This is a genomic window from Sinorhizobium numidicum, assembly GCF_029892045.1.
Classification (GTDB): Bacteria; Pseudomonadota; Alphaproteobacteria; order Rhizobiales; family Rhizobiaceae; genus Sinorhizobium; species Sinorhizobium numidicum.
This window is the reverse complement of sequence record NZ_CP120367.1, coordinates 1935012-1960814: the sequence shown is the minus strand read 5'-3', so window position 1 is coordinate 1960814 and position 25803 is coordinate 1935012. Positions and strand designations below refer to the sequence as shown.

Below are 25803 nucleotides of genomic sequence, written 5' to 3'. Positions count from 1 at the left end.
GCCGAAGCATCCAAAGCGCGTCAATTGAAATCCCGCTTTGATCTTCGAGAAAGGGAACGTCCGATGACTCTCCGACTGACGACTGCAATGACCGCAATCGCCCTCTTGCTCGGCGCCAACTGGGCGCTTGCCGCCGACAAGCCTACGGATCCGCAGATCGCACACATCGCCTACACCGCCGGCGTTCTCGACATCGAGGCGGCCAAACAGGCCATTGCGATGTCAAAGAACAAGAGCGTCGTCGAATTTGCCGAGAGCATGGCGCGCGACCACGAGACCGTGAACAAACAGGCCCTCGATCTCGTCAAGAAGCTGAACGTCACGCCCGAAGACAACGATACGAGCAAGGCGCTGTCGCAGGCGGCCGAGGCCAAGCGCGAGGAGCTTGCCAAGCTCACAGGCGCTGACTTCGACAAGGCCTACATCGCCCACGAAGTCGCCTATCACAAGCAGGTCAACGGCGCGCTCGAAACACTGCTCATCCCCTCGGCGCAAAATGCCGAGCTCAAGAGCTTGCTGGAGACGGGGCTGAAGCTGTTTCAGGGGCATCAGCAGCATGCCGAGCATGTAGCGACCGAGCTGAAATGAGCGCGGCGATGACACCTATGCGAGCATGTTTGTACGGGTCTTTCATCGGGGCGACGACCTTCGTCACCCCGATGAAAGCAGAGACCATCCAAGTCACGATCGAGCGGATGACCTTCTCGCCGGCCACCGTCGAGGCGAAGATCGGTGACACGATCGAGTGGATCAACAAGGAGGGGCTCGTCCATACCGCGACCGTGAAAGGAGTCTGGGAGGTCCTCATCTCGGCGCACAAGTCAGGCAGTTTCGTGGTGCAAAGTCCGGGCAGTATGGACTATTTCTGCCGATATCATCCCAACATGAAAGGCCATCTCACCGTCAGGCCGTAATCGTCTCGATCCGAAAGCGGCCGGCTGGACTATCCCGCCGACCCGCAAAGTCAGGAGTTAGTCTTTTCAATGCATGCCGAGGAACTGTTTCAGTTCCGGGGTCTGCGGATTGGCGAAGACCTCGTCGGGCGCGCCGATCTCGTGAACGCGGCCCTGATGCATGAAGACGACGCGCGAGCAGACGTCGCGAGCGAACTTCATCTCGTGGGTCACCATCAAGAGCGTCATCCCTTCGGCAGCAAGCTCACGGACGACCGCCAACACTTCCGAGACCAGCTCCGGATCGAGTGCCGAGGTGATCTCGTCACACAGAAGAGCGATCGGCTGCATCGCCAGCGCCCGAGCAATCGCGACGCGCTGCTTCTGGCCGCCGGAGAGTTCGTCCGGATAGGCATCAAATTTTTGCTCCAGACCGACACGCTCCAACATCTTGCGGGCCATCTCTTCGGCCGCCGGTTTTGGCGTCTTCTTGACCACCATCTGAGACAGCATGACATTGCCGCCGACCGTCAGGTGCGGAAAGAGGTTGAACTGCTGGAAGATCATGCCGACCTTCAAGCGCAGCGCCTTCAAGTGCACCTCGTCATCGAGCAGTTGGGCGCCCGCCACCGAAATCGACCCCTTGCTGATCGTCTCGAGCCCGTTGATGCAGCGCAGCAGCGTCGATTTACCCGAACCGCTCTTGCCGATGATGGCGATCACCTCGCCGGGCTCGACGTCTAGATCGATGCCCTTCAGGACCTCGTTCATCCCATAGCTCTTGCGGACTTCAGTGATTTCGATGAGCGACATTGAGCTTCCTTTCAAGAACCTGACTGCTCTTGGACAGGGGCCAGCAGAGGGCAAAGTAGATGAGGGCGACGAGGCCGTAGACGGTGAACGGCTGGAAGGTGGCGTTGGTGACGACCGTGCCCGCCTTCGACAATTCGACGAAGCCGATGATCGAGGTCAGCGCCGTGCCCTTGACCACCTGCACGGAAAAGCCGACGGTCGGCGCAACGGCGATCCTCATCGCCTGAGGCAGGATGACGTAGCGCATTTGCTGGAGCCGGCCCATGCCGAGACTGGCAGAGGCTTCCCATTGACCCTTGGCGACCGCCTCGACGCAGCCGCGCCAGATTTCGCCGAGAAAGGCGGCGGCCCAAAGGATCAAGGCTAGGCCAGCGGCAAGCCATGCCGGCACATCGATGCCGAAAAGGCCGAGACCGAAGAAGGCGATGAAGAGCTGCATCAGGAGCGGCGTCCCTTGGAACAGTTCGATGTAATATTTTGCGAGCGACCGCAGCGACTTGCGCTTGCTGATGCGCAGGAAGAGCAGTGCGAGCCCAACGACGCCGCCGCCGACAAACGAGACAAGCGACAGGAGGATCGTCCAACGGGTCGCGAGAAGTAGATTTCGCAGAATGTCCCAGGTCGTGAACTCGATCATCGCGCCGCCCTCCGCGGGAAGATGAGCCCGCCGACCGCTGCCAACGCCTGACGAAGCAGGATCGCGAGCGCCAGGTAGACGATGGTCGAGACCATATACGCCTCAAAGGCGCGGAACGTCCGCGACTGGATGAAGTTGGCGGCAAAGGTCAGGTCCTCGGCGGCGATCTGCGACACGACGGCCGAACCGAGCATGACGATGACGACCTGCGAAGAGAGCGCCGGCCAGATCCGCTGAAGCGATGGCACGAGGACCACGTGCCGAAAGGTCTCGAAACGAGTCATGGCGAGGCTGGCGCCCGCCTCGAACTGGCCCCTCGGGGTCGCCTGGATGCCGGCCCTTATGATTTCGCAGCTATAAGCACCGAGATTGACGATCATGGCGATATTTGCCGCCTGGAGTTCATCGAGCTGCAGGCCGAGCGACGGAAGGCCAAAAAAGATGAAGAAGAGCTGGATTAGAAACGGCGTGTTACGGATCAGCTCTACGTAGGCCGCGACGATCGGCTTCAGCCAGGAAGGGCCGAGTGCCCTCACCCAGGCGCAGAAAATGCCAAGCGAAATGCCGGCGACGGCGCCGACGGCAATCAGTTCGACCGTGATCGCTATCCCCTTGACGATCTGCGGATAGTACTCGAAGAGCCAGCCGAATTCGAATTGGTAATTCAAGGCGCACCCCTGTTTAAAAACGCTCGGTGGCGCCATACCGCCGGAGCGGAATGGCGCAAGGCCGATACATCAGAGATCGGTGGGCAAATCGGTGCCGAGCCATTTCTGCGAAATGGCGTTCAGCGAGCCATCGGCCTTGGCGGCGGCAATGATGCCGTTCACCTTTTCCAAGAGAGCCGGCTGTTCCTTGCTAAGGCCGATGTAGCAGGGTGAGTTCTTGATGAGGAACTTCAATTCCGGACGCTTCGGCGGGTTCTTGGCGAGAATGGCCGCGGCAACGACATTACCCGTCGCAACCGCTTCGACCTGGCCCGAAAGGAAAGCCGATATCGTGCCGTTATTGTCTTCATAACGCTTGATAACCGTATCGGCCGGCGCAACCTTCGTCAGCTCCAGATCTTCGACAGCGCCGCGCGTGACACCAACCATTTTGCCGGAGAGTTCCTCCGGTTTCGTGGCGGCCAGTTCGGCGGGCGCGAAGACGCCGTTGTAGAAGGGCGCGTAAGCCGCGGAGAAATCGATCACCTTTTCGCGGTCGGGATTCTTTCCGAGGCTCGAAATGACGAGGTCGACCTTGTTCGTCTGCAGATAGGGAATGCGGTTGGCGCTGGTGACCGGCACGAGTTCGACCTTCACACCTAACTTGTCAGCGATCAGATTGGCCATGTCGATATCGTAGCCCATGGGCGCCATATCGACGCCGACGCTGCCGAAAGGCGGGAAGTCCTGCGGCACAGCCACGCGAAGCGTGCCGCGCGCTGTGATATCGCCGAGCGCATCGGCGTGGACTACGGAGCCGAAACCGATAGCGGTGGCCAGCGCCGCCATGACAACGAAAAGTCTTCTCGAAAGCATTGAGTCATTCTCCTGTTTTGGTTTGCGGTTTGGTTTTTGGTGGCGCCGTTGAAGACGAGGCCGCACTCTGGGGCGGAAGCGAAAGGGAGCGCCTGAGGTCGGCCAGCGGATCGGGACGCTGGGTGAGATCCAGCCCCGTCTCCACCTCGTCCAAATGCTCGACGGAAAGCGCCGCCGCCTTCAGGAAGTCCCCCTCCTCCATCGCCGCGACGATGCGGCAATGGCCGAGATGAGACTGCATGGCGTGGAAGTCGGACTGGTAGAGTAAAGAGATCAGGATCGTGCGGGCGGTCAGATCGCGCAGTATCTCAACGAGAATGGCATTACCGGAGAGTTCCGCGATCCGGATGTGAAAATCGCCCATAAGGCACGTGAGGCGCTGGCGATCGGCCGCGGCGATCGCCGCCTTTTCTTCGGCAAGATGGGCAGTGAGGGCGTCGCGGCCACTCGCCGTAAGGCGATCCATGCTGCGCACGAGCCCCGCCTCGATAACACGCCGTGCGGCATAGACGGTCGTCGCCTCCTCGGCCGAGGGTTCGACCACGAACCAGCCGCGCCTCGGGCTAACCTTGACGATACCGCGCGCCTCTAGCCGCATCATCGCCTCGCGGACCCGCGTGCGCGAAACGTTGAAGAGGCTGGCGAGCTCGTTCTCGCTCAGCCGCGTGCCGGGGCGGATGCGGGCGGAGAGGATGCCTGAGACGACGGCATCGTCGATGCCGTTCTGACCATTCTGCTGTGGCGACAAATCTTGCATACAAGACAGGCAAGCAAGCCTTGTGCCAGTATCATGCTCTTATGTTTTTAATCGCTCGCGTTGCGAACGCTGCCTGTTTTGAGCGCCCTATGGGCACCTCTATCAGCATTTGCGCATCTTTTAATCAGATGGAGGTCCGCGAAAGGCCGCCGGCGATCCCGTACGAGCGGCGCAGCTAAGCTCGTCGCCGGTGCGGGAAATCGACCGGAAGACCTGGCGGCTTCGCTCAATCCATATCGTCGTTGTCGGGCGTACCTGCGCTGTCGCGATTGCCGTAGATGATCTCGCGCTTGCCAACGTGGTTGGCCGGACCGACTAGGCCCTCCTTCTCCATGCGTTCGACGAGGGAGGCCGCACGGTTGTAGCCAATACCGAGCCGGCGCTGGATATAGGAGGTGGAGCACTTCTTGTCGCGCAGCACCACCTTGACCGCCTGGTCGTAAAGCTCGTTGCCGTCTTCGGACGCGATCGCGCTTTTGTCGAATATGGCGCCCTGATCTTCCTCGGCCTCCTCTTCCTCCTCGTCCGCGGTAACGGTCTCGAGATATTCAGGGCGACCTTGCGCCTTCAGATGCGCGACGACATGCTCGACTTCCTGGTCGGAGACGAAGGGACCGTGGACGCGGGCGATGCGGCCGCCGCCGGCCATGTGCAGCATATCGCCCTGGCCGAGGAGTTGTTCTGCGCCTTGTTCCCCCAAAATCGTGCGACTGTCGATCTTTGACGTTACCTGGAACGAGATGCGCGTCGGAAAATTCGCCTTGATCGTGCCGGTGATGACGTCGACCGAGGGGCGCTGGGTTGCCATGATCAGATGGATACCGGCGGCACGTGCCATCTGCGCCAACCGCTGGATCGCCCCCTCGATCTCCTTGCCGGCGACCATCATCAGGTCGGCCATCTCGTCGACGATGACGACGATATAGGGCATCGGCGCCAGGTCCATTTCCTGCTGCTCAAAAAGCGGCTCGCCGGTACCCTTCTCGAAGCCGGTCTGCACCGTCGCAAGGATCGGCTCGCCCTTTTCGCGGGCGGCGGCCGCGCGCTGATTGTAGCCGTCGATGTTACGGACGCCGAGCCGCGACATCTTGCGATAGCGGTCCTCCATCTCGCGCACCGCCCATTTAAGCGCCATCACGGCCTTCTTGGGATCTGTGACGACGGGCGTCAGCAGATGCGGAATGCCATCATAGACGGAGAGCTCCAGCATCTTCGGATCGACCATGATCAACCGGCACTCTTCCGGCTTCAGCCGGTAGAGCAGCGACAGGATCATCGTGTTGATCGCAACCGATTTGCCCGATCCGGTCGTTCCGGCGACGAGCAGATGCGGCATCTTGGCAAGCTCGGCGATCACCGGTTCGCCGCCGATCGTCTTGCCGAGGCAAAGCGCCAGCTTGCAGCCGGTCTTGCGGAAGTCGTTCGATTCGATCAGCTCGCGGAAATAGACGGTTTCTCGCGTGGCGTTCGGCAGTTCGATGCCGATGACGTTGCGGCCGGGGACGACCGCGACACGCGCCGAGAGCGCCGACATGGAGCGGGCGATATCGTCGGCAAGGCCGATAACGCGGGAGGACTTGACACCGGGCGCCGGCTCGAACTCGTAGAGCGTGACGACCGGACCGGGCCGCACATGGATGATCTCGCCCTTGACGCCGAAATCCTCGAGCACGCTTTCGAGGAGGCCGGCATTCTGCTCGAGCTGCTCCTGCGCCATGAAAAAGCCCTGGCCTTCCGGCGCTTCCTGCAGCAGCTCCTCGGAGGGAAACTCGTAGGCGTCAGTGGTGTGGAGCCGGTCGATTCCGCCAATCGGCGGGAGCGTCGAGGAAGAGCGTTGCACCACCGCAGGCATGGTGATCGCCGCCTTCGTAACGGCAGGCTGCGGAACGGCCTCGTTGATCGGCGCAACCGGTTCTGCACTCGTCGAGGCGGTCGTTTCCCGCGTCACAGCGGTTTCGTTCAGGCTGACTTCCGGCGCGATTACCGGGCTAGACGTGCTTGGAGACGCGGGGGCAGGCGAGAGCGAGCTCAGCTCAGGGCGCCGGCATTCAACGACGCGGAACAACGACGTGATCGCCGTCGGCGGCAGTTTGCGGATTTCCACCGGCCGGGGGGCGGCCGGCCTCGGCACCGCCACGATCTGCGACGTCGTCTCTGGCGCCTTCGGAGCTGAAATCGTCGCGCCTGCAGACGGACTATTGCCGATTTCCAGCGGCATGAACTCGAAGAACGCGTGGTCCGATAAGTATGGCAGGTGCCTGCCGGGGACACCGGCTGCTGCAGGGCCGACGTCGGCAAGCATCGCCACGGCCGGCGAGTTCGGCTCTTCGGTAGGTGCGAGTGCGGGAGGCGCGATCTCACGCAGATCTACGCCAGACGGCACTTCGTTCCCCGGAACCTCGATTGAGGCTTCGGTCGGCTCGATGTTGCTTTCGTCGCGCGCCCGCGACTGAACGGATGTCCAATGGGGAAGCTGCCGCGTCAGCACGCGCAGCAACTCGGAGGGGCTGTAGGAAGCCGCCTCGGGCTCGACCGTGGGCGCGGCGTCTGGCAGCGACGTTTCCGCCACCGAATGCGGCGCGGCGTGCTCGTTCGCCGTGGTCGCGGTCTCCTCGGCCTTGTTTTCCTCAACCAACGATTCGCTCTCATCAATCGGCGCGCGCCGCTTCATGAATTCGCGCTCCGGCGTGCGGGTGAACCGAACGTTGGGCGAGAGGAAGAAATGGCTTTCCCAAGTCTCGTCGCCAAAATGGCCGACGATTTCGGCGAGGGTCGGCAGCGGCTGGTTCGACGACGCCGTGACCTGCGCCGGAGCATAGGCGGAACCTGGGCCGTAGAGGCGCGCGGCACGCCCGGCATAGCTCTCGACAACCGCGTCGGCCGCCGCTCGCCGTGGCGCTACCGGCGCCTCGAACAGGTGATCATGCGCGGGAGAATCGGCCGGCTGGGAGTAGGCGCTTCCCGATGCTCCCGGATGCGGATCGTCGAAATCATCCGCCTGGTTTGCATCATGCAAAGCTGCCGTCGAGAAATTTGTCCGGGGAATACGCATGGGCCTGAAAACTCGAAATTCATCATCGAAGGGGCTGTCTCAAGCGAATAGGAAATGAAGGTTAACAACTCCCTTCCAAGCAGACGGCGGAGAGGACCGGTCTCCCTTCTTGCTGACGTTTTCCGCCGCCCCCGAAAGCATTGTTTTCAAGTGCTTCGGCGATTCGCGGGGGTCTTGAGGGCACGTGAATGCCGCTGGTAAATTTCTATTTCAGAAGTTAGGAAAAATTCTCAGACCTGAAACGGGGGGTATTCTCGGCCCGCGAGTAGAAGGGCGGTGCCGGCACGAATCCGCGGCCGGAACGTTGGCGTGATTCGGCTGCTTCAGATCGTATTTCCGCCCGCGAGCATCTGATTGCTTTCGGGCGCGCTTCACGCCAGGGTCAGGACTTCCGCCTGGCAGCGTATTCCGCATGATAGCGTGCCAGCATCTCGACCGCCTGCTCAAGGAAAGTCGGGTCGGTGCCGGCGACGAACTCGATGCGCGGTTTCCTGCCATCGAGCCTCAGCCGCGCGAAGACCTGGCCCGCCGCATCCTGCAGATCCCGCGGCTCCCTCTGGTCCTGTTTGTTGCCGCCGGACAGCCGGTTGAAGACAAACTGGAAGCGCTGGTCGGTGTCCGCCTCGCGGAACCGTGACAAGCCGATTTCCTGTTCCGCCTGCTCGCGGGCCTCGTCGCGTTCAAGCAGGACGCCGATCGCCATCCAGCGCTCGCGACCGGCTTTCGGCGCCGGACCGATGGCGCGCGCGAGATGGTGCGGCACGCTATCGGCCACCTGCAGCAGGCGGGACAGTTCGCTCTTCTGCACCGCGAGTGCATCGCCGATTACCTTGCGGTCGAACCCGCGCGCGGCAAGGGTCGCGGCAAAAAGCGCGCGCTCAATGAAGGAGAGATTGCGTCGCTCCGCGTTTTCCTTGCCCTGAGCAAGCACCAGTTCGTCATCGGAAAGCGTCCGGACGACTGCCTTCACCTGTAGCTCGAGCCGTCGCACGGCCTTCAGACGGCGGTGCCCATAGGCGGTCTGATAGTGGCCTTGCTTTTCCGGATGCGGGCGAACGAGGATCGGCGACTGCTGACCGTTCTCGCGAATGCTCTCGACGAGCGCCAGAAAATCCGGATCGTCCACTTCCCCATCGGTCAGGCGATCTTCGACAAAGGAGGCCTCGACCAGTGAAGTATCAAGCGAAACAACGCGCTCGCTCTGCGTGAGCACTTCTCGCAGTGCGCGAGCCTCTTCCGCCTCGCGGGTGATGTTGCCGAGCGAAAGCCCCATCGCCTTGACCGCCCCCGATGCCGCGCGGGGCGCATCCAGCGGGGCTGCGGGCCTGCCGTTGACAGATGTCAACTCGCCCGGAACCGACGGCTTCTGTTCAGGAGCAGCCTGGGGGGGTGTAGCGGCGGGACTGCCCGAAAACAGCGCCCGCAATTCACTCTTGCGATTGTTGTGGGCCATGTCTTAGCGCCCCCATGCCGCGTGAATAAGAGCCTCGACCTCGCCGTTGACGGCATTCAGCGATTCGATCGCCCGATCATAGGTGGCGCGGGTGAAATTCTCCCGGCCGACTTCGTAGAGCGTTTGCTTCGTCAAGCCGGCATCGGAGATCGCCGTTGATTTCACCATGGCCGAGGTCAGCACGCGGTCGCCGAATAGCGAGCGCATGAAACCGACGATCTGCGCCTGCGGGCCGTCATTGGGTTCGAAACGGGTGACGAGATAGCGCAGGAAATCGAAATTGAGTTCGCCGCCCGCCTCGCGCACCACACTTAGAAGGTCCGACGTCATGTAGAGGAACTGATTCATCGAGGCGACGTCGAGCATCTGCGGATGCACCGTCACGATGACGGACGTGGAGGCACAGAGCGCCGAGAGCGTGAGGTAGCCGAGTTGCGGCGGGCAATCGATGACGATCACGTCATAATCGCCGGCGACGCTTGCCAAGGCCGTTTGAACGCGGGCGAAGAACAATGGCCCCGCATCCGCGCCGTTCTGACGCGCACTCAAAGCCTGTGGCGTCGTATGCTCGAATTCCTGCAGCTCGAGATTGCCCGGTATCAGGTCGAGCCCGTCGAAATAGGTCTTTCGAATGATGTCCCTCAGCGGCCGTGCCTCAGCGTCATAGCGGATCGCGCCATAAAGCGTATCGTTGCCGGTGAGGTCGAGTTCCGGCTGATAGCCGAAAAGCGCCGAGAGCGAGGCCTGCGGGTCGAGATCGACCGCGAGAACCCGATGACCGGTCATCGCTAGATACTGCGCGAGATGAACCGATGAAGTGGTTTTTCCGGAGCCGCCCTTGAAATTGGTGACCGAAATGACCTGCAGGTGCTCGCCCCTCACCGTGGCGCGCCATTTCAGATAGCCGCGCGCCTTGACGGCGTTGCCCTTGGCCTGCGCCTGCTCGGCGAGGTGACGGCGAAGTGCGTTGATGTCGGCAAGCGAATAGGAACGCCGCCCGCCTGCACCGGTGTCGGGCTGCGGTCCCTCACCCGCCAATGAGAGCTGTCGCAGATAGCCGTCCGAAACGCCGATCAGCTTGGCGGCCTCGCCGGAGGTGAAGCTTCTCAGTGTCTTCATCGCCGTCGGGGGGAACAGGCGTTCGCGCATTGCCTTCAGTTGCTCGGACAGCGCACGCGCGTCCGCGGCGATCGCTTCGTCCGCGGGCCGTCGGTATTCCCCGCTCAAAGCCGCTCCGGTTGCGCTTGCGACCTCCGCCGTCGAACCCGTCATGTCCATTGTCAAAATCCCCTCGCGCGTTCCCCACCCGCATTTCTGTCGGCCACCGCTGAACAACAACGGCGCGCTTTTCGGCCGCGCCAAACGCGCCCGACACAGTTCCTGACAGATCAATCGCTGAGCTACGCTGAAATACGAAATATGCGATCTATTCCGTTAGAGGTGATTTATCCTCTGATTCGCGTCAAGCCATTTCTCGCATGATAGGACATGTCCCCATGTCCGGTACCTGGACGCGGGATGCCGGAAGGGCTCGGCGAGCCCTGCGCTATCCGTGATAGGTGTGAGCCGCAATCGATTGCGCCTTCATTTCGATCGAAAAGCCCGGTTGCTGCGGCGGCATGTAGGCGGCATTTCTGATGATGCAGGGATCGACGAAATGTTTGTGTAGATGGTCGACATACTCGATCACGCGGCCGTCCTTCGTTCCGGAGACAGCGACGTAATCGATCATCGACAGATGCTGCACATATTCGCACAAGCCGACGCCGCCGGCATGCGGCCAAACCGGAAGCCCGTATTTGGCGGCCAGCAGCAGGACGGCCAGGACTTCATTCAGTCCGCCCAAGCGGCAGGCATCGATCTGCACGATGTCGATCGCGCCTTCGGCAATGAACTGCTTGAAAAGGATGCGGTTCTGGCACATCTCGCCGGTCGCGACCTTGATCGGAGCGATCGCCTCGCGGATCTTGCGGTGACCGGCGACGTCGTCAGGGCTCGTCGGCTCCTCGATGAAGAAGGGCTGGGCGAAGGCGAGGGCCTTCACCCAGTCGATTGCCTCCTGCACCTCCCATACCTGATTGGCGTCGATCATCAGATGGCGCTCAGGACCGATCACCTCGCGGGCGATCGTCAGACGGCGGATATCGTCGGGCAGATCGCGACCGACCTTCATCTTGACGTGATTGAAGCCTTGGTCGACCGCCTCCTGCGCAAGCCGGCGCAGCTTCGCGTCGTCGTATCCGAGCCAACCAGCGGACGTCGTGTAGCAGGGATAACCTTCCTTCTCGAGCGTAGCAATACGGTCGGCCTTTCCCGGTTCGGCACGCCTGAGCATGTCGACCGCTTCCGCGCGCGTCAGCGCGTCGGTCATGTAGCGATAGTCGACAATATCGGCGATCTCTTCCGGCGACATGTCGGCCACGAGCCGCCAAACCGGTTTGCCGGCCTGCTTAGCGATAAGATCCCACACGGCATTGACGATTGCGCCGGTCGCAAGGTGAATCGCCCCCTTTTCCGGACCGATCCAGCGCAACTGGCTGTCGCCGGTCAGATGTCTCCAGAAATGGCCAGGATGCCGCCGAATGTCGTCAGTGCCCTGGCCGACGACCAGGTGCCGCATGGCTTCGATCGCCATGCAGCAGACATCGTTGCCGCGTCCGATCGTGAAGGTGAGACCATGTCCCGCCAATTCCGGCCGGTCCGTCTCGAGAATGACGTAGGCGGCCGAATAATCGGGGTCCGGATTCATGGCATCGGAACCGTCGAGGTTTCGGGACGTGGGGAAACGCAAGTCGAAGACTTTGAGATCGGTGATGCGGGTCATGGGATGCTCCAAAACGGCCGTGCGCGCCAGATGATACCACTTGGCGGCAGTGACATGAATCCCCAGGCGAGACGGGGCTGCGGTCGGAGCAAGATTGAAGCTTTCATGGAGAAACTGAAAAACGGCTGAGAAGCCCTGTTACCAAACTGACATGGGACCCCCCTAAAGAGTGCCTCAAAGCGGCGTCGGCCAGGCAAACGACTTTCTGCACCGCGCGCTCATGACCATGCCGGAGGCGACGTCCCATGAAAATCGTTCAGATCAGCGACACCCATCTCAGCCCGTCCAAATGCCATTTCAACGACAATTGGGAACCCGTTGCCCGCTGGATCGACACGCTGGGCGCTGACCTCGTCGTCCATACCGGCGATCTCACGATCGACGGTGCGGACCAGGAGGAAGACATCCTCTTTGCCATGGAACTCCTCCGGAAACTGTCGGTGCCGGTGCTGATCGTGCCCGGCAACCACGATGTCGGCCACCTGCCCGGCTCGGATCAGCCGGTCGATCCCGTGCGGCTCGCCCGCTGGCGGCAGCTGGTCGGACCGGACTACTGGGTTTCCGACCACGGCAACTGGCGGCTGATCGGCCTGAACAGCCTGCTTCTCGGGTTCGAGAACGCGGAAGAAGAAGCGCAATTCGAGTGGCTTGAACGGCAGCTTGCAGGCCGCGACAACCGTCGGGTGGCGATCTTCGCTCATAAGCCGCTCTTCGTCGACGACCCCGCGGAAGGCGACACGGGCTACTGGAGCGTCAAGCCGAAGCAGCGTCAGCGTTTCTACGAGCTCATGGCCGACCATGACGTTGCGCTCCATGCCAGCGGCCACCTGCACTGGGCTTGGCAGGGCCAGCATGCGGGCACCGAACTCGTCTGGGCGCCACCCACCTCCTTCATCATCGATACGCTGGAGCGCGGGATGCCGGGAGAACGGCTCGTCGGAGCGGTCCTCCATCACGCTGGCGAACGAGAGATCGAGAGCAAAATCGTCAGCGTGCCCGGATTGAGAGCTCACGTGCTCGATCACGTCGTCGAGGAAGTTTACCCGCGCGCAGCGAAAAAGCTCGTGGAGGCGGCGCAATGAGCATCCTTTCGCTCCGCAACATCACCAAGTCCTTTTCCGGCAACGCGATCCTAAAGGGCGTCAGCCTGGAGGCGGAACGAGGCGAATTCATCGCGCTCGTCGGCCCGTCCGGCTGCGGCAAGAGCACGCTTTTGCGCATCGTCGCGGGATTGGATCATGCGGATGGCGGCGAGATCGCCATCAGCGGCCGCGAGGTATCAACGGTCGTCGCCGCCGATCGCAACGTCGCGATGGTATTCCAGTCCTACGCCCTCTACCCGCATCTGACGGCCGGCCAGAACATTGCCGTGCCGCTCGCGATGCGCCGCCTGACGGCTACCCAGCGCCTACCGTTCATCGGCAGCCTTGTTCCCGGTCAGCGGCAGATCCGTGCCGAGATTCAGCGGCAGGTCCGCGACATGGCCTCGTCCCTCAAGATCGACCATCTGCTTGACCGAAAACCGGGGCAGATGTCGGGCGGACAGCGCCAGCGCGTGGCACTCGCCCGCGCGATGGTTCGGCGTCCGAGCGTCTTCCTGATGGACGAGCCGCTCTCCAACCTCGATGCGAACCTGCGCGTTCACGCCCGTGGCGAGATCGTCGAGCTTCACCGGCGTGCCGGCGTGCCGACGCTCTACGTCACCCACGACCAGTCCGAGGCGCTGTCGATGGCCGATCGTGTTGCCGTGATGATCGGCGGTACCCTCCTGCAATTGGCTCCGCCGCAGGAAATCTATGACAACCCCGCCCATGTCGAGGTCGCCCGCTTCCTCGGCCAGCCGCGCATCAACATTCTCGAAACGCGGATGGATGCGTCCGGCACGGTGCGCTTCGGGGCCCTGACCCTTGCCGCCGTAAATGCAGCGCCGGGCGAGACGGCGGTCATGATAGGCGTCCGGCCCGAATTCGTCCGCCTCAGTGCAAGGGCTGACGGCATCCTGAAGGCCCGTGTCGAGCGGACCGAGTTCCTGGGCTCTGAGGTCATCGTGCACGCAAGACTCGACGCGATCGGCGAAACGATCGTCTCAAAGGCCGCACCGGCCGAGGCGGCAACGCTCTCAGCAGACATGCCGGTTTCGGTCGACATCGAACCAGACCGGGCGATGCTCTTCGCTATGACCGGCAGACGCTTGCGGGCGAAAACGGTCGCCATCGCGTCGACTCTGGAGAAGGCCCATGGCTAGCGTCGCGATAGACATGCCGCTCGCGCTCGCTGATCGGCGCGAAGCACGGATCTCCTGGTTGCTGGCCGCTCCCGCAATCCTGCTCATGTTCCTCTTCATCCTGCTGCCAACGCTTGCCGTCGTGATCCTCGGCTTCACCGATTACGAGCTCGGCTATGGGGGCTTCCGCTTCGTCGGCTTCGAGAACTACGCAGAGCTAATCAGTGACCGCACCTTCCGCCGCTCCCTCTGGAACACCGCCGTCTACACGGCGATCGTTACGCCGGTGTCAATCGTGCTGGCGCTCGCCATCGCCCTGTTGATCGAGGCAGAGACGCGGGCCAAGGCCTTCTTCCGCACGGTCTATTTTCTTCCCGTCGCCTCGTTGCTCGTCGCCATGGCGACGGTCTGGCAGTTCCTCTTCCATCCGAGCATCGGACCGATCAACGCCTTCCTTGCCTATTTCGGCATTGCCGGGCCGAACTGGCTCGGCGCCTCCGGCACCGTGCTCTACAGCCTGGCGATCATCGGCATCTGGCAATCTGTCGGCTTCAACATGGTCTTATTCCTTGCCGGGCTCACCGCCATCCCGCGCGAGCTCTTTGCCGCCGCGGAAGTGGACGGCGCCAAGTCCTGGCTCGACCGGTTCCGGCTCGTGACCTGGCCGATGCTCGGGCCGACGACGCTCTTCGTCACGACGATCAGCACCATCAACTCGGTGAAGGTCTTCGAAACGGTGAAAACGCTGACCGAAGGCGGGCCGAACAAGGCCTCCGAAGTGCTGCTTTTCACCATCTACCAGGAGGGCTTCGTCTATCTCCGGGTCGGTTATGCCTCGGCGATAACGGTCGTCTTCCTCGCCATCCTCGTCGTCCTGATGTTCCTCCAATACCGCATTCTCGATCGGAAGGTGCATTACGCATGACCAGCCTTTCCCTCGGCCGGATCGTTCGGCTCACACTCCTGTCGCTCGGCGCGCTCGTTTTCCTTGCGCCCTACACTTTCATGCTTTCGACCGCCGGCAAGGCGCAGAGCGAGATCTTTTCCTCCTCATTGTCGCTCATTCCTGAGCACTGGTCTTATGTGGAGAACTTCAGCAAGGCGCTTTCACGCGTTTCGATGACGACTCTTTTAATGAACGGCGTCATCGTCTGCGCGCTGATCTTCATCGTGCAAGTCGTCGTCGCCATACCCTGCGCCTACGCCATGGCGAAACTCAAATTTCCCGCGGCGCGTCTCATGATGGCGCTCGTGATGCTCGGGCTACTGGTGCCCATTCACGCCACCGCGCTGCCGCTCTATGTCGCCTTCGATCGATTGGCCGTGCTCAACAGCTACACGGCACTGGTTGCGCCCTTCTCCATTTCGGTCTTCGCGATCTTCCTGTTCTTGCAGTTCTTCCGCGCCATCCCGGACGATCTGATCCATGCCGCGCGCCTCGACGGCATGTCCGAGAGCGACATCGTTACCCGCGTGGTCGTGCCGAACGCATGGCCCGCCATCACCGCCTTCGCCATCTTCTCCGTGGTTGCGCATTGGAACGATCTGTTCTGGCCGCTGGTGGTCGTCACCAACCAGGACTACGCGACTCCCCCGCTCGGTCTTCTCTATTTCCGCGCCGCCGAAGCCGGCGACGACTACGGCGCGCTGATGGCCGCCACACTGATGATCACCCTTCCCCTCGTCGCCGCCTTCCTGCTCGCGCAGAAGCGCTTCGTCGAGGGCATTACAATGACCGGGCTCAAAGGCTGACCGGTCGAACCAGGAGAGCGTCATGAAACTATTCAGGCAATTTCTCGCCGCCGCGTCGGTGTCGATCACCCTCGCAGCCCCGGCTCAGGCCGAAACGGTGCTGACGGTGCACTATCCGATGCCCGGCTTCTTCAAGGACGTGATGGACACGATCTCGAAGAAGTTCATGGAAGAAAACCCGGATATCAAGATCACCTTTGCCAATCCCTCCGCCACCTACGAGGAAGGTATCCAGACGATCATGCGCCAAGCCGGCACGGCTGAGATGCCCGACATCACCTTCATCGGCCTCAACCGCCTGCGCATGGTCAACGAGCGCGACATTCCCGTTGATCTCGCACCGTTCATCGCCAAGGACGGCAACATGGCCGAGCAGGGTTTCTCGGACAACATCCTGAAGCTCGCCCAGGTCGGCGGCAAGCAGGTGGGCCTCGCTTTCGCGACCTCCAATCCGATCATGTACTACAACGCCGATCTCGTCCGCAAAGCCGGCGGAGATCCGGACAAGCCGCCGAAGACCTGGGACGAAGTGATCGCACTCGGCGGCAAGATCAAGGCGCTCGGCGGCGGCGTCGAAGGCATCGACTTCCGCTGGCAGGGTGACGATTGGATGTTCTCCGCCCTCCTCTTCGGCGCCGGCGGTCGCATGCTGAACGAGGACGAGACGAAGGTCGCCTTCAACGGTCCGGAAGGTCAGAAGGCAATCGAAGTGCTCGACCGCATGGTCAAGGAAGGCGGACTGCCGGTTCTCACGAAACAGGCCGGCGAACAGGCTTTCGTCGCCGGCAAGATCGGCTTCGCCTTCCAGACGACCGGCGCGCTGCGCAACACGATCAAGAATGTCGGTGGTAAGTTCGACCTGCGCACGGCGCATATCCCGCTGATCGATCCCGTGAACGGCAAGCTGCCGACCGGCGGCAATGCCGTCGTGATCCTGACGCGCGACGCCGAAAAGCAGGATGCGGCCTGGAAATTCGCCAAGTTCGCGGCGGGCCCCTATGGCGCCTCGGTCGTTGTCCCCGGGACCGGTTACGTCCCGAACAACGAACTCGCCGCGAAGTCGCCGGAATACCTTGGGAACTTCTACAGGGAAAATCCATTGTTCCGCGCCGCCCTTGAGCAGATGCCGCGGATGATCCCGTGGTATGCCTTCCCGGGCACGAACGGGGTCAAGGTCACCCAGTCGATCGTAGAGAACCTGTCGCGGGTGGTCGAACAATCAGCAACACCGCAGGAGGCGCTCGACGACGCGGCCGCCGAAGTGGAAAGCCTGCTGCCGCGCAGTTGAGCCTTGCGGCCAGCAGCCGAGCCTGCCACCCCGCCGAGGAGTCGAAGGGGTGGCCACCCACATCGGCATTCGACGACAGCGCCGTGCGTCTTTTCAGACGCACAAAGGTCGCCGTAGCGCTTTGAATTGCCGCATGTTTTTATCCTTAGATCGGCTCCGATTTAAGGAAACAGTAGTGGCGGAGAGCCGGCAGTCCCCGCCTACACTGCGCTGCGCACCGTCCCACCGGCATAGAGCCGATGATCGAGGCGAAGATGGCGGCATTGCAGGGCATTTGTGGCGATGTCGAGCAGCATCGCCGCGGCTGCAACGCCCATGTCGCCGTCCGGCATCGCCACGGTGGTGAGCGAGGGGTTCATTAGCCGGCCGATCGGAATGCCGTCAAAACCGGCAACCGAGACGTCGCCAGGTACCGACAGGCCAACCCGTCTGAGCGCGCCGATAACGCCCAGAGCCAGCAGGTCATTGGAAGCGATGATCGCCGTCGGGGCGTAGTCTTCCATCACGGGGGCGAGTTCCAGATGCTCGTAGCCGTCAACGAACGGAATTTCCATTGGTTGGAGCGGGCGGTACCCGGCGTCGCCCATCGCAGCGCGGTATCCTTCGTAACGCAGGCGTGCCCGGTCGGAGGAGGAGAAATGGCCAGAAACGAACAGGATGCGGTGGTGCCGATGCGCCAGCACATGACGTGTGATCTCATAACCGGCGCGGTAATTGTCGACTGTCACGGCAGCAGGGAAGCGAGCAACCGGCAGATTGTTCAGCAGGATCGTCGGGGGCAGTGATGCAGAAAGCGCCTTGCTGGTTTCAGCATTGCAGAGCGTCAGGATCAAGCCGGTCGGGCGCTGCTCCAAGAGCGCGCTGACCGCCCGGCATTCCAGTGCCGGATCATAGTTTGATTGGGCAATCAGAACACCATGTGAAGCCGCCTGCATACGGTGCTGAATGCCGGCGAGCGAGGCGGCGAAGACAGGATTCGTCACACTCGGCACCAGCACGCCGACAACGGGACGGTTCCGCGTCCCGGCTACACCGGCCGAAGTGCGAGATCTGTAGCCGAGTTCAGCGGCGGCGCGACGCACGCGGCGTACCATTTCATCACTGACCGGCCCTTCGCCCTTCAAAGCGCGCGACACCGTCGCCAGCGAGCAACCGGCGTGAAAAGCTATCTGCTGCAGCGTCGCCATTCGTTCATCCCTATCGTGCTTTTGTGACAGCGGATTGAACGGCGCGCCACGCAAGCCCAGGCGAACACGCCGCGTGCGCTTCGCGGTTTGCAGTCAAATGTTACCGGTCCGGCGGCGCGCGGCCATAGAGCAGAAGCATGACGATAATGACCGCGCCGTAGACGATCTGCCGGCCCGCTTCCGGCATCTGCATGACCGAGAGTATCGATTGCAACAGAGTAATCAGGACGACGCCAGCGACAGTCCCGAGATAGGAACCGCGGCCGCCGAGAATAGACGTGCCGCCGAGCACGACGGCGGCAATCGCCGGCAGAAGATAAGCGTCACCCATCGCCTGAGCCGCCTTCGACGCATAGCCGGCGAGCAGAACGCCGCCAAAAGCGCTCAGAGCTCCTGAAATCGCGAAAGCGATCATGACGACGCGTCGGGTGTCGACGCCGGAGAGATAGGCGGCGCGCTCGCTGTTGCCGATACCATAGACTGCGCGTCCATACGAAGTGCGCGTGAACAGGAAGATCATCGCGGCGCTGATGGCGATCCAGACCAGAATGGCGTTTGGGAGACCTGGTATGATCGCACCGGTCGCCAGCCAGCGCATCGCAGGTGATGCCGAATCCTGCGGTGAGAAACCGCCCGTGTAGACCACCATCAGCCCCTGCGCCACCACATTGGTCGCAAGGGTCACGATCATCGAGGGAATGCGCAAATAGGCGACGCCGACGCCGTTCAATAGGCCGAAACTCGCGCCGCAGAAAACGCCGGCGGGGATCGCGATAACGGGTCCCGCCTCGCCGAAGCCGGCAACCGCGCAGGCCATCATCGCGCCCATGGTCATCACCCAGGGAACGGAGAGATCGATGTGGCCGAGGAGGATGACGACCATCATTCCGGCGGCGACCACGCCGAGGAAGGAAGCGACTTTCATCTGCTGCAGAAGATAATCGGGCGACAGGAAGTTGCTCGAATAAAGGCTGCCCAAAAACAGAAGCAGCAGGATGCAGCCGAATGCAGTGAGGACGGCCGGCTCCATGCGGCGGAGAAAGCCCGGCAGGCGGGCTCTGAACGAGAGATGGTCTTCGGAGGCCTCGCTCATCGGAACCAATCCAAACGGTTGCGGACGCGCAGCAAGGCCAACGATCCGATGCTGACGGCAATCATGAGCACGATGCCCTGGAGCAGCGGCTGCCACAGCGGGTCGACGTCGAAGACGAAGAGCATGTCGCCGGTGGTGCGAGCCGCGAAGGCGCCGAAGATCGCGCCGATCGCGCTGCCGCGCCCGCCATAAAGCGATACGCCGCCGAGCACCACGGCGGCAATGGACCAGAGCGTATATGCGCTGCCGCTGGCATAGGCCGCCTCGCCGGTATAGGTGAAAAAGGTAAGGAACAATCCCCCCATGCCCGCGAGCAGTCCGGCAAGCGTATAGGCCGCAAACTTGCCTCGCCGGATCGGCACGCCGGACATGAAAGCCGCCGGCTCGGAAGAACCCGCCGCATAGGCGGCGCGACCGATCTTGGAGCGCCGAAAGGGCAACCAGACGAGAAAGACGACTGCCGTCAACGCCACAAGGCTCGAAGGGACAACGCCGAAGAGCCGGCCGGTCAGCGCATCGGCGAGCTCCTCGTTGACCGAACCGCCGGGGAAAGGTCTGAGCAGCAGCGCCAGGCCGAAATAGACCGCACCGGTCGCGATTGTCGCGACGATCGGCTGCAGCCGACCGTAGATCACCAGCAGTCCATTAATGGCGCCGCAGACCATGCCGGTCAAAAGCACCGCGCCCACCCCGAGGGCGGTCGGCATCGGCGCGCCGACGACGATCCAGGAGGCGAGGCAATTCGTCAGCACGAAGATCATGCCCACGGAGAGGTCAATTCCAGCGGTGATCACCACCAGTGCCTGTGCCATCGCTACGAAGGCGAGCAGAGCGCCTTTGTTGGCGGCCGTCTGCGCCACATTCGCAGTGAGGCCGGCCGGGTGGTTGGCGATGTAGACGGAAAACATCATCAGAAAAATGGCGAGCCCTATCAGTGTGCCGCGCTGTTCATTCAGCCAGTAGCGCCATTCGCTCATGCTGCTGTCCCCTTGCCTTCCTCGACGTTGAGCGCACTGGCGATCAGCGCATGCTCCGTGATCTCATCGCCCTCCAATTCCCGCACGATACGGCCGTCATAGAAGACCAGCACACGGTCGCAGCAACCGATCAGCTCGTCGTAGTCGGTAGAGTAGAACAGGATCGCCGCTCCAGTCTCCGCCAATCTCCTTAGAAGCTGGTAGAGCTCCTGCTTCGTTCCGACGTCGATCCCACGGGTCGGATCGTTGAGCAGAATGATCCTAGGTTTGCGCATCAGCCACTTGGCGATGACGACCTTTTGCTGATTGCCGCCAGAGAGCGCCCCCACCTGAATATCGAGGCCCGCGGTCTTGATCGCCAGCAGCCGTACCATTTCGTCGATCAGTTGCTCCTCCTTGTTCCGATCGATGATGCCGCCGCGGGAAACACGATCGAGGGCAGCGAAGGACAGGTTTTCGCGCACTGTCATCGGCAGCATCAATCCCTCGGTCTTTCGGTCTTCCGGGATGAGCGCCATGGCGTTGTGCGCTCCCCGCGCGGTCGCCGGGCTTCGGACCGTGGCCGGTGTGCCGTCGATGAGCAGCGAACCCGTCGTTCCGCGCAACACGCCGAAGAGGGCTAAAAGCAACTGCCGCTGCCCCTGCCCTTCCAAGCCGCCGAGGCCCACCACCTCCCCTTCCCCGACGGTCAGGGAAATATCGCGCAGCCGATCGCTCCAGCCGAGGCTTCGGCATTCGAGTACTGGTTTTCCTGCCGCCGCTATTCGCTTCGGCTTCGGCGGGAAAACATTGCTGTATTCGCGCCCGATCATCATCTCAACGACTTCGCTGCTGCTGCGGGTGCCGGCCTTGAAACTCGCAACGTTGCGGCCATTGCGAAACACGGTGCACGTGTCGGCAAGTTCGGTGATCTCGTGCATGCGGTGCGAGATGTAAAGGAGAGCAAGGCCTTCTGAACGCAGCCGTTTGAGGACAGCAAACACCTTGGCAACATCGCCGGCCGTGAGTGCCGAGGTGGCTTCGTCGAGGATCAGAATGCGCGGCTTCGAGACGAGCGCCTTGGCGATCTCCACCAGTTGCCGACGCGACAGCGGCAGGTCCTTCACCGCCGCCCGAGGATGAATATCGTCGGCACCCGCTCGCGCCAAAGCCTCCTCGGCGATCGCCCGCTGAGCACGGCGGTCGATCATGCCGAAACGGCAGGGCGGATTGGCGATGACGATATTGTCGGCAACGCTCAAGTCCGGGATCAGCGACAGCTCTTGGAAAACGCAGGCAATGCCTGCAGCGGCAGCCTCCGCTGGTGAGCGGAAGGCGACCTCTTGGCCGTCGAGAAGCATTCGCCCATCATCCGGCGCCACCACGCCTGCCATGATCTTGATGAGCGTCGATTTGCCGGCGCCGTTTTCACCGAGAATCGCGTGGATCCGACCCGCCGTTACCGCGAGTTCGGCATTTTCGAGCGCGCGCACACCGCCATAGCGTTTCGACACGCCTTCCATCCGGAAGAGCACGGTTGGCGTGTCTCGTTCTGCCATGTCCATCGGCCGCCTCGGTCAGGATTGTCGCCGCATACCGCGCCGAAGGAGGGCGCGGTATGCTTTTTGAGAAACAATGTTCCGGGGCGAACCTACTGGTTTTCCTTGCTCTGCCCCATGATTTCCTGGGCGGTGAAATTGATGTCGCAGGTCGGAAAAGCATTGCCGACGAAGAAGTTGTCCGACTGGTCGGGATAGTAATCCTGACCTTCCTTGAAGTTCGGGTCCTCGACGATCGCCAAAGGCAGCTTGATCGACTGCGGCACGACCTCGCCCTCGAGCGCGGCAATAGCCGTCTTGATGGCGACCGCCACCTGGGCCGGGCCGGTGCCGGCCGAGGAGCACTTCAACCCTTCCGCGGCATGCTTGGCGCAGAATTTACGGAATCCGTTTTCCGTTTCGCCGCCGAACGGCACGAAAGGGTGACCGGCATCGATCATCGCCTGGACGACGCCGGTGTCACCACCCTGCGCCGTGATACCATCGAACTTCTTGTGAACGGCAATCGCATCGGCGGTCGCCTTCTGCGCCGTCGGATCATCCCATTTGCCGAGCACTTCCACCACATCCCACTTCTTGCCGGTGGCGGCCAACGTCTCATGAATGCCGTTATGGCGATCGGTGTCGACCGAAGTACCGGCGACCCCGCGCACTTCGAGGATCTTGCCGCCTTCCGGCAAGTGCTTGGCGAGCCAGTTCGCCCAGAGAACGCCGAGGCCTTTCTGATCGACGTTGACGTTTATCGCATCCTCCGTGTCGAGAATGTTGTCGAAAGCGACGAGAACAACGCCGGCTTCCTTTGCGCGTTTGATAACCGGCCCGAAGGCGGTCGGGTTCTGGGCGTTGACGACGATTGCGTCATAGCCAGAGTCGATGAAATTGTTGATTGCGGAGATCTGCGCCGGCACGTCCTCGCCGGTCGACACCACCTTGAACTCCTTGAGCTTTGCCGCCACGTCCGGCTGCGCGGCATAAGCCTTGGCCGTTTGGATCATCTGAATGCGCCAGGTGTTGGCGATATAGCCGTTCGCGAGCGCGATCCGGTAAGGACCTTCCTTTTTTTGAAACTTGAAGAATTTGGTTTCGGGCGACCACGGCGCGAAACAATCCGGGTCTGCTGCCGGGCCACTGACGATTTCAGGCTCAGCGTAGGCGGTGGTGGATAGAAATGCGAGTGCAGCGGCCGTGAGCATGCCGCTGACGAATTTGCTGGTCATCGAATTCCCTCCCATTTGTGGTAATGCCGGGACAGGGCATCGAAACAGGGGGCCGCAAAACGTCGATAATTCGCCGCAGAATTCATCTGCGTTGCTTGCCGATCCGGCACGACATGTCGATACGCGAGTCCGACGCCGGACAGGTCTCCTCCCCTGGGCGTCAGTCAGCGATGGTAGCGTTACCAATGGCCATTGTAAACTGCACCTGCGCCCCACCCGCACCATCGGCAGGTGACGGTCGCTCGCTTGCAGCGATCGATTTCTCGGTTCCGTTTGACGAAGCCACCCCCGCCATCGAACGGAACGATACGCTGGGCGAGCGGACGGCGCAGCCCTACTGCGCGTTTCCTTACATCGAGGCCGATTCAAGATAAAACACGCAGCAATTTCGAAGTGCTACAGCGGCCTTTATGCGTCTGAAAAGACGCAACCGCGCTGTAACCCGCGCTGTCCGCGGCAGTTTCCGCTCAGCCCTGCTGAGCGGTTCCATAAGCTTGATTGAAGCGGTCCATAAAGCTCTCGATCGAACCGCGTCCGAAGCGTCTCAGCCGGCGCCGCACAAGAACGGACATGACGCGGGCGGCGGTAGAGAAGGTCATTTCGTCGAGCGGTCCCGCGCCGTTCCAGGGCTTGCTCAGCCGGTCGGTGACGATGCCGAGCATGTTGGTGGGCATGATGTCGGTGCAGGGTTTCATCCACTCGAAAACAGCGCTGATCGGAAGCACCTTGCCTTCGAAGGGAACGATCGGTTCGGGTGTATCTTCACCCCAGTCGTCATAGGCTTCGAGCGCATCTCTGAAGAGATTTTGCAGGGTTATCGGGGCATGCCCTTCATACAGGGCGGGCAGGAAATTCGTCATTTGTGTCTCCTCCGATTGGGCTAGACCGGAAACGCGAAATGGCCAATTCTGTCAGCAAAACTGATTGCAATACTCCTGGCAACCGTGGGATGTGCAGTGGCAGTATGGTTCAAAGAAACCCAAGGGGCAAACGCATTTGACCAGAAAGGTGGATTTCCTGGGGATGCTTGCCGCGGCGGAGCTTGCGCCGCCGGCGCAAACCGCTGAATGAAGTGGTGAAATTCGGCTGCGAGAAATTACACGGTCAGGTGCCGGCGTGCCTCCGGCGTGTCGAGCGTCTCTGCCGCTCCTTCATGTACGAAGGCGCCACGGTCCATGATGTAGACATGGTCAGCAAGCTCCCGGCAGAAATCGAGATATTGCTCGACGAGCAGGATCGCCATGCCGGTCGAATCCCTCAGATATCTTATCGCCCTGCCTATGTCCTTGATAATCGAGGGCTGAATACCTTCTGTCGGCTCGTCGAGCACAAGGATCTTCGGGCGGCTGACGAGCGCGCGACCTATGGCGAGTTGCTGCTGCTGGCCACCGGAAAGATCGCCGCCGCGGCGTCCGAGCATCGTCTGAAGCACCGGAAACAGGCTGAAGATATCGTCCGGAATCGAGCGGTCTGCCCGCCTCAGCGGCGCATAGCCGGTCTCCAAATTCTCCTTCACCGTCAGGAGAGGAAAGATCTCGCGGCCCTGCGGCACGTAGCCGACGCCCTGCTTGGCGCGCCGGAAGGGCGCCATGCCGTCGAGCGGCGTATCATTGAAGGAGATAGCGCCTGCACTCACCGGGTGCTGGCCGGTTATCGCTCTGAGCAGGCTGGATTTGCCCACGCCGTTCCGCCCTAGCACGCAGGTGATTTTTCCCATCTCTGCCTTGATTGAGACATTGCGCAAGGCCTGGGCGGCGCCATAGTGAAGGCTGACATTTTCCACCGTCAACATGCGTTAAAAACTCCTCGCTCGCTCGCGTTCATCGGCCGAGATAGTTCTCGATCACCTTCGGATCACTGCTCACGAAATCAATGGAACCTTCCGCAAGCACGGAGCCCTCCGCGAGACAGGTCACCTTGACACCGAGGTCACGGATGAAACCCATGTCATGCTCGACCACGACGACGGAGCGCGTTTTGGCGATCTCCTTCAACAGGATCGCGGTTTCCGCCGTCTCCGCGTCCGTCATGCCGGCCACCGGCTCATCAACGAGCAGCAGTTCCGGTTCCTGCGCAAGCAGCATGCCGATCTCCAGCCATTGCTTCTGGCCGTGTGAGAGATTGGCTGCGAGATCGTCACGGCGCGCCGTCAGCCGAACGGTCGCAAGTATCTCCTCGATGCGCACCTTGTCCTCGCGCGTCAAACGATAGAACAGAGTGGCAAAGACGCCGCGGCTGCGATCAAGCGCCAACTCCAGGTTGTCCCACACCGTATGGTTCTCGAAAACCGTCGGCTTCTGAAACTTGCGGCCGATGCCGAGCTGAGCGATTTCCGCCTCATCCTTTCGGGTGAGGTCTATGTCTCCCTTGAAGAACACGTCGCCTTCGTCCGGCCGCGTCTTGCCGGTGATGATGTCCATCATCGTCGTCTTGCCGGCGCCGTTTGGGCCGATGATTGCGCGCAATTCCCCAGGCTCGACCACGAAGGAGAGCGAATTCAGCGCCTTGAAGCCGTCGAAGGAGACGGAAACGCCATCGAGATAGAGCAGGCTTCTCGGTTTCTTCTCGGTCATGG

The 25803-nt window shown here is 61.7% G+C and carries 24 protein-coding genes; 7 read left to right on the top strand and 17 right to left on the bottom strand.

From position 1 onward, the window contains the following. Positions 1-63 precede the first annotated feature (63 nt). Positions 64-588 carry a DUF4142 domain-containing protein gene (locus tag PYH37_RS09260; RefSeq protein WP_280731124.1) on the top strand — a complete coding sequence of 175 codons (525 nt, stop codon included), beginning with the start codon at positions 64-66 and terminating at the stop codon, positions 586-588. Positions 589-596: 8 nt separating this feature from the next. After that, entirely contained in the window at positions 597-914 is a 318-nt protein-coding gene (locus PYH37_RS09255; RefSeq protein WP_280731122.1) for a cupredoxin domain-containing protein, read from the top strand. 66 nt (positions 915-980) lie between these two features. Here PYH37_RS09255 and PYH37_RS09250 read toward each other — a convergent pair whose 3' ends face one another. The 9 genes from PYH37_RS09250 to PYH37_RS09210 all read right to left on the bottom strand — a co-directional run bounded on the left by PYH37_RS09250 (position 981) and on the right by PYH37_RS09210 (position 11952). Next, the gene (locus PYH37_RS09250) at positions 981-1706 is read right to left on the bottom strand and encodes an amino acid ABC transporter ATP-binding protein (RefSeq protein WP_280731121.1); all 726 of its coding nucleotides are present in this window, start codon (positions 1704-1706) and stop codon (positions 981-983) included. Further along, the gene (locus PYH37_RS09245; RefSeq protein WP_280731120.1) at positions 1684-2343 is read right to left on the bottom strand and encodes an amino acid ABC transporter permease; all 660 of its coding nucleotides are present in this window, start codon (positions 2341-2343) and stop codon (positions 1684-1686) included. Before PYH37_RS09245 ends, PYH37_RS09250 begins: the two co-directional genes overlap by 23 nt. After that, positions 2340-3011, bottom strand: coding sequence for an amino acid ABC transporter permease (locus tag PYH37_RS09240; protein ID WP_280731119.1), 672 nt, complete (start codon positions 3009-3011; stop codon positions 2340-2342). Before PYH37_RS09240 ends, PYH37_RS09245 begins: the two co-directional genes overlap by 4 nt. A 69-nt stretch (positions 3012-3080) precedes the next feature. Then, the gene (locus PYH37_RS09235; protein ID WP_280731117.1) at positions 3081-3866 is read right to left on the bottom strand and encodes a transporter substrate-binding domain-containing protein; all 786 of its coding nucleotides are present in this window, start codon (positions 3864-3866) and stop codon (positions 3081-3083) included. A 4-nt stretch (positions 3867-3870) separates the two neighbouring features. Continuing rightward, a complete protein-coding gene (locus PYH37_RS09230; protein ID WP_280731115.1) occupies positions 3871-4623 on the bottom strand; it encodes a GntR family transcriptional regulator in 753 nt (250 codons plus the stop codon). Between the two features lie 226 nt (positions 4624-4849). Continuing rightward, a complete protein-coding gene (locus tag PYH37_RS09225) occupies positions 4850-7675 on the bottom strand; it encodes a DNA translocase FtsK (RefSeq protein ID WP_280731114.1) in 2826 nt (941 codons plus the stop codon). A gap of 382 nt (positions 7676-8057) precedes the next feature. Continuing rightward, positions 8058-9128, bottom strand: coding sequence for a plasmid partitioning protein RepB (repB, locus tag PYH37_RS09220; protein ID WP_280731113.1), 1071 nt, complete (start codon positions 9126-9128; stop codon positions 8058-8060). Between the two features lie 3 nt (positions 9129-9131). Continuing rightward, positions 9132-10406, bottom strand: coding sequence for a plasmid partitioning protein RepA (gene repA, locus PYH37_RS09215; protein ID WP_280731112.1), 1275 nt, complete (start codon positions 10404-10406; stop codon positions 9132-9134). A 268-nt stretch (positions 10407-10674) separates the two neighbouring features. After that, on the bottom strand, positions 10675-11952 hold the full coding sequence (locus PYH37_RS09210) for an L-fuconate dehydratase (protein ID WP_280731110.1): 1278 nt from the start codon (positions 11950-11952) through the stop codon (positions 10675-10677). Positions 11953-12197: 245 nt separating this feature from the next. On the opposite strand from PYH37_RS09210, the gene PYH37_RS09205 reads away from it, so the two are divergent. Genes PYH37_RS09205 through PYH37_RS09185 form a run of 5 tightly spaced genes read left to right on the top strand, consistent with a single transcriptional unit; the run spans position 12198 to position 17216 of the window. Continuing rightward, entirely contained in the window at positions 12198-13034 is an 837-nt protein-coding gene (locus PYH37_RS09205; protein ID WP_280731109.1) for a metallophosphoesterase family protein, read from the top strand. After that, on the top strand, positions 13031-14197 hold the full coding sequence (locus tag PYH37_RS09200) for an ABC transporter ATP-binding protein (RefSeq protein ID WP_280731108.1): 1167 nt from the start codon (positions 13031-13033) through the stop codon (positions 14195-14197). Before PYH37_RS09205 ends, PYH37_RS09200 begins: the two co-directional genes overlap by 4 nt. Then, complete coding sequence (locus PYH37_RS09195; RefSeq protein WP_280731107.1) at positions 14190-15101, top strand: carbohydrate ABC transporter permease; 912 nt, start codon at positions 14190-14192, stop codon at positions 15099-15101. Before PYH37_RS09200 ends, PYH37_RS09195 begins: the two co-directional genes overlap by 8 nt. Continuing rightward, positions 15098-15928 (top strand): carbohydrate ABC transporter permease, encoded by an 831-nt coding sequence (locus PYH37_RS09190; RefSeq protein ID WP_280731106.1) that lies wholly within the window; start codon positions 15098-15100, stop codon positions 15926-15928. The genes PYH37_RS09195 and PYH37_RS09190 overlap by 4 nt, the downstream gene beginning before the upstream one ends. Positions 15929-15950: 22 nt before the next feature. After that, positions 15951-17216, top strand: coding sequence for an ABC transporter substrate-binding protein (locus PYH37_RS09185; protein WP_280731105.1), 1266 nt, complete (start codon positions 15951-15953; stop codon positions 17214-17216). 200 nt (positions 17217-17416) lie between these two features. On the opposite strand, the gene PYH37_RS09180 is transcribed toward PYH37_RS09185, so the two are convergent. From PYH37_RS09180 to urtD, 8 genes are all read right to left on the bottom strand, one after another. Continuing rightward, complete coding sequence (locus tag PYH37_RS09180) at positions 17417-18403, bottom strand: substrate-binding domain-containing protein (protein WP_280731104.1); 987 nt, start codon at positions 18401-18403, stop codon at positions 17417-17419. A gap of 100 nt (positions 18404-18503) precedes the next feature. Next, a complete protein-coding gene (locus PYH37_RS09175; RefSeq protein ID WP_280731103.1) occupies positions 18504-19496 on the bottom strand; it encodes an ABC transporter permease in 993 nt (330 codons plus the stop codon). After that, positions 19493-20473, bottom strand: a complete 981-nt coding sequence (locus tag PYH37_RS09170) for an ABC transporter permease (RefSeq protein WP_280731102.1) — start codon at positions 20471-20473, stop codon at positions 19493-19495. The genes PYH37_RS09175 and PYH37_RS09170 overlap by 4 nt, the downstream gene beginning before the upstream one ends. Further along, positions 20470-22011 carry a sugar ABC transporter ATP-binding protein gene (locus PYH37_RS09165; protein ID WP_280731101.1) on the bottom strand — a complete coding sequence of 514 codons (1542 nt, stop codon included), beginning with the start codon at positions 22009-22011 and terminating at the stop codon, positions 20470-20472. The genes PYH37_RS09170 and PYH37_RS09165 overlap by 4 nt, the downstream gene beginning before the upstream one ends. A gap of 92 nt (positions 22012-22103) precedes the next feature. Further along, positions 22104-23228 carry a sugar ABC transporter substrate-binding protein gene (locus PYH37_RS09160; protein WP_280731100.1) on the bottom strand — a complete coding sequence of 375 codons (1125 nt, stop codon included), beginning with the start codon at positions 23226-23228 and terminating at the stop codon, positions 22104-22106. A gap of 467 nt (positions 23229-23695) precedes the next feature. Next, a complete protein-coding gene (locus PYH37_RS09155; RefSeq protein WP_280731099.1) occupies positions 23696-24088 on the bottom strand; it encodes a BRA0787 family protein in 393 nt (130 codons plus the stop codon). Between the two features lie 236 nt (positions 24089-24324). Next, a complete protein-coding gene (gene urtE / locus PYH37_RS09150; protein ID WP_280731098.1) occupies positions 24325-25020 on the bottom strand; it encodes an urea ABC transporter ATP-binding subunit UrtE in 696 nt (231 codons plus the stop codon). Positions 25021-25048: 28 nt separating this feature from the next. Then, entirely contained in the window at positions 25049-25801 is a 753-nt protein-coding gene (gene urtD, locus PYH37_RS09145) for an urea ABC transporter ATP-binding protein UrtD (RefSeq protein WP_280731097.1), read from the bottom strand. Positions 25802-25803: the final 2 nt, after the last annotated feature.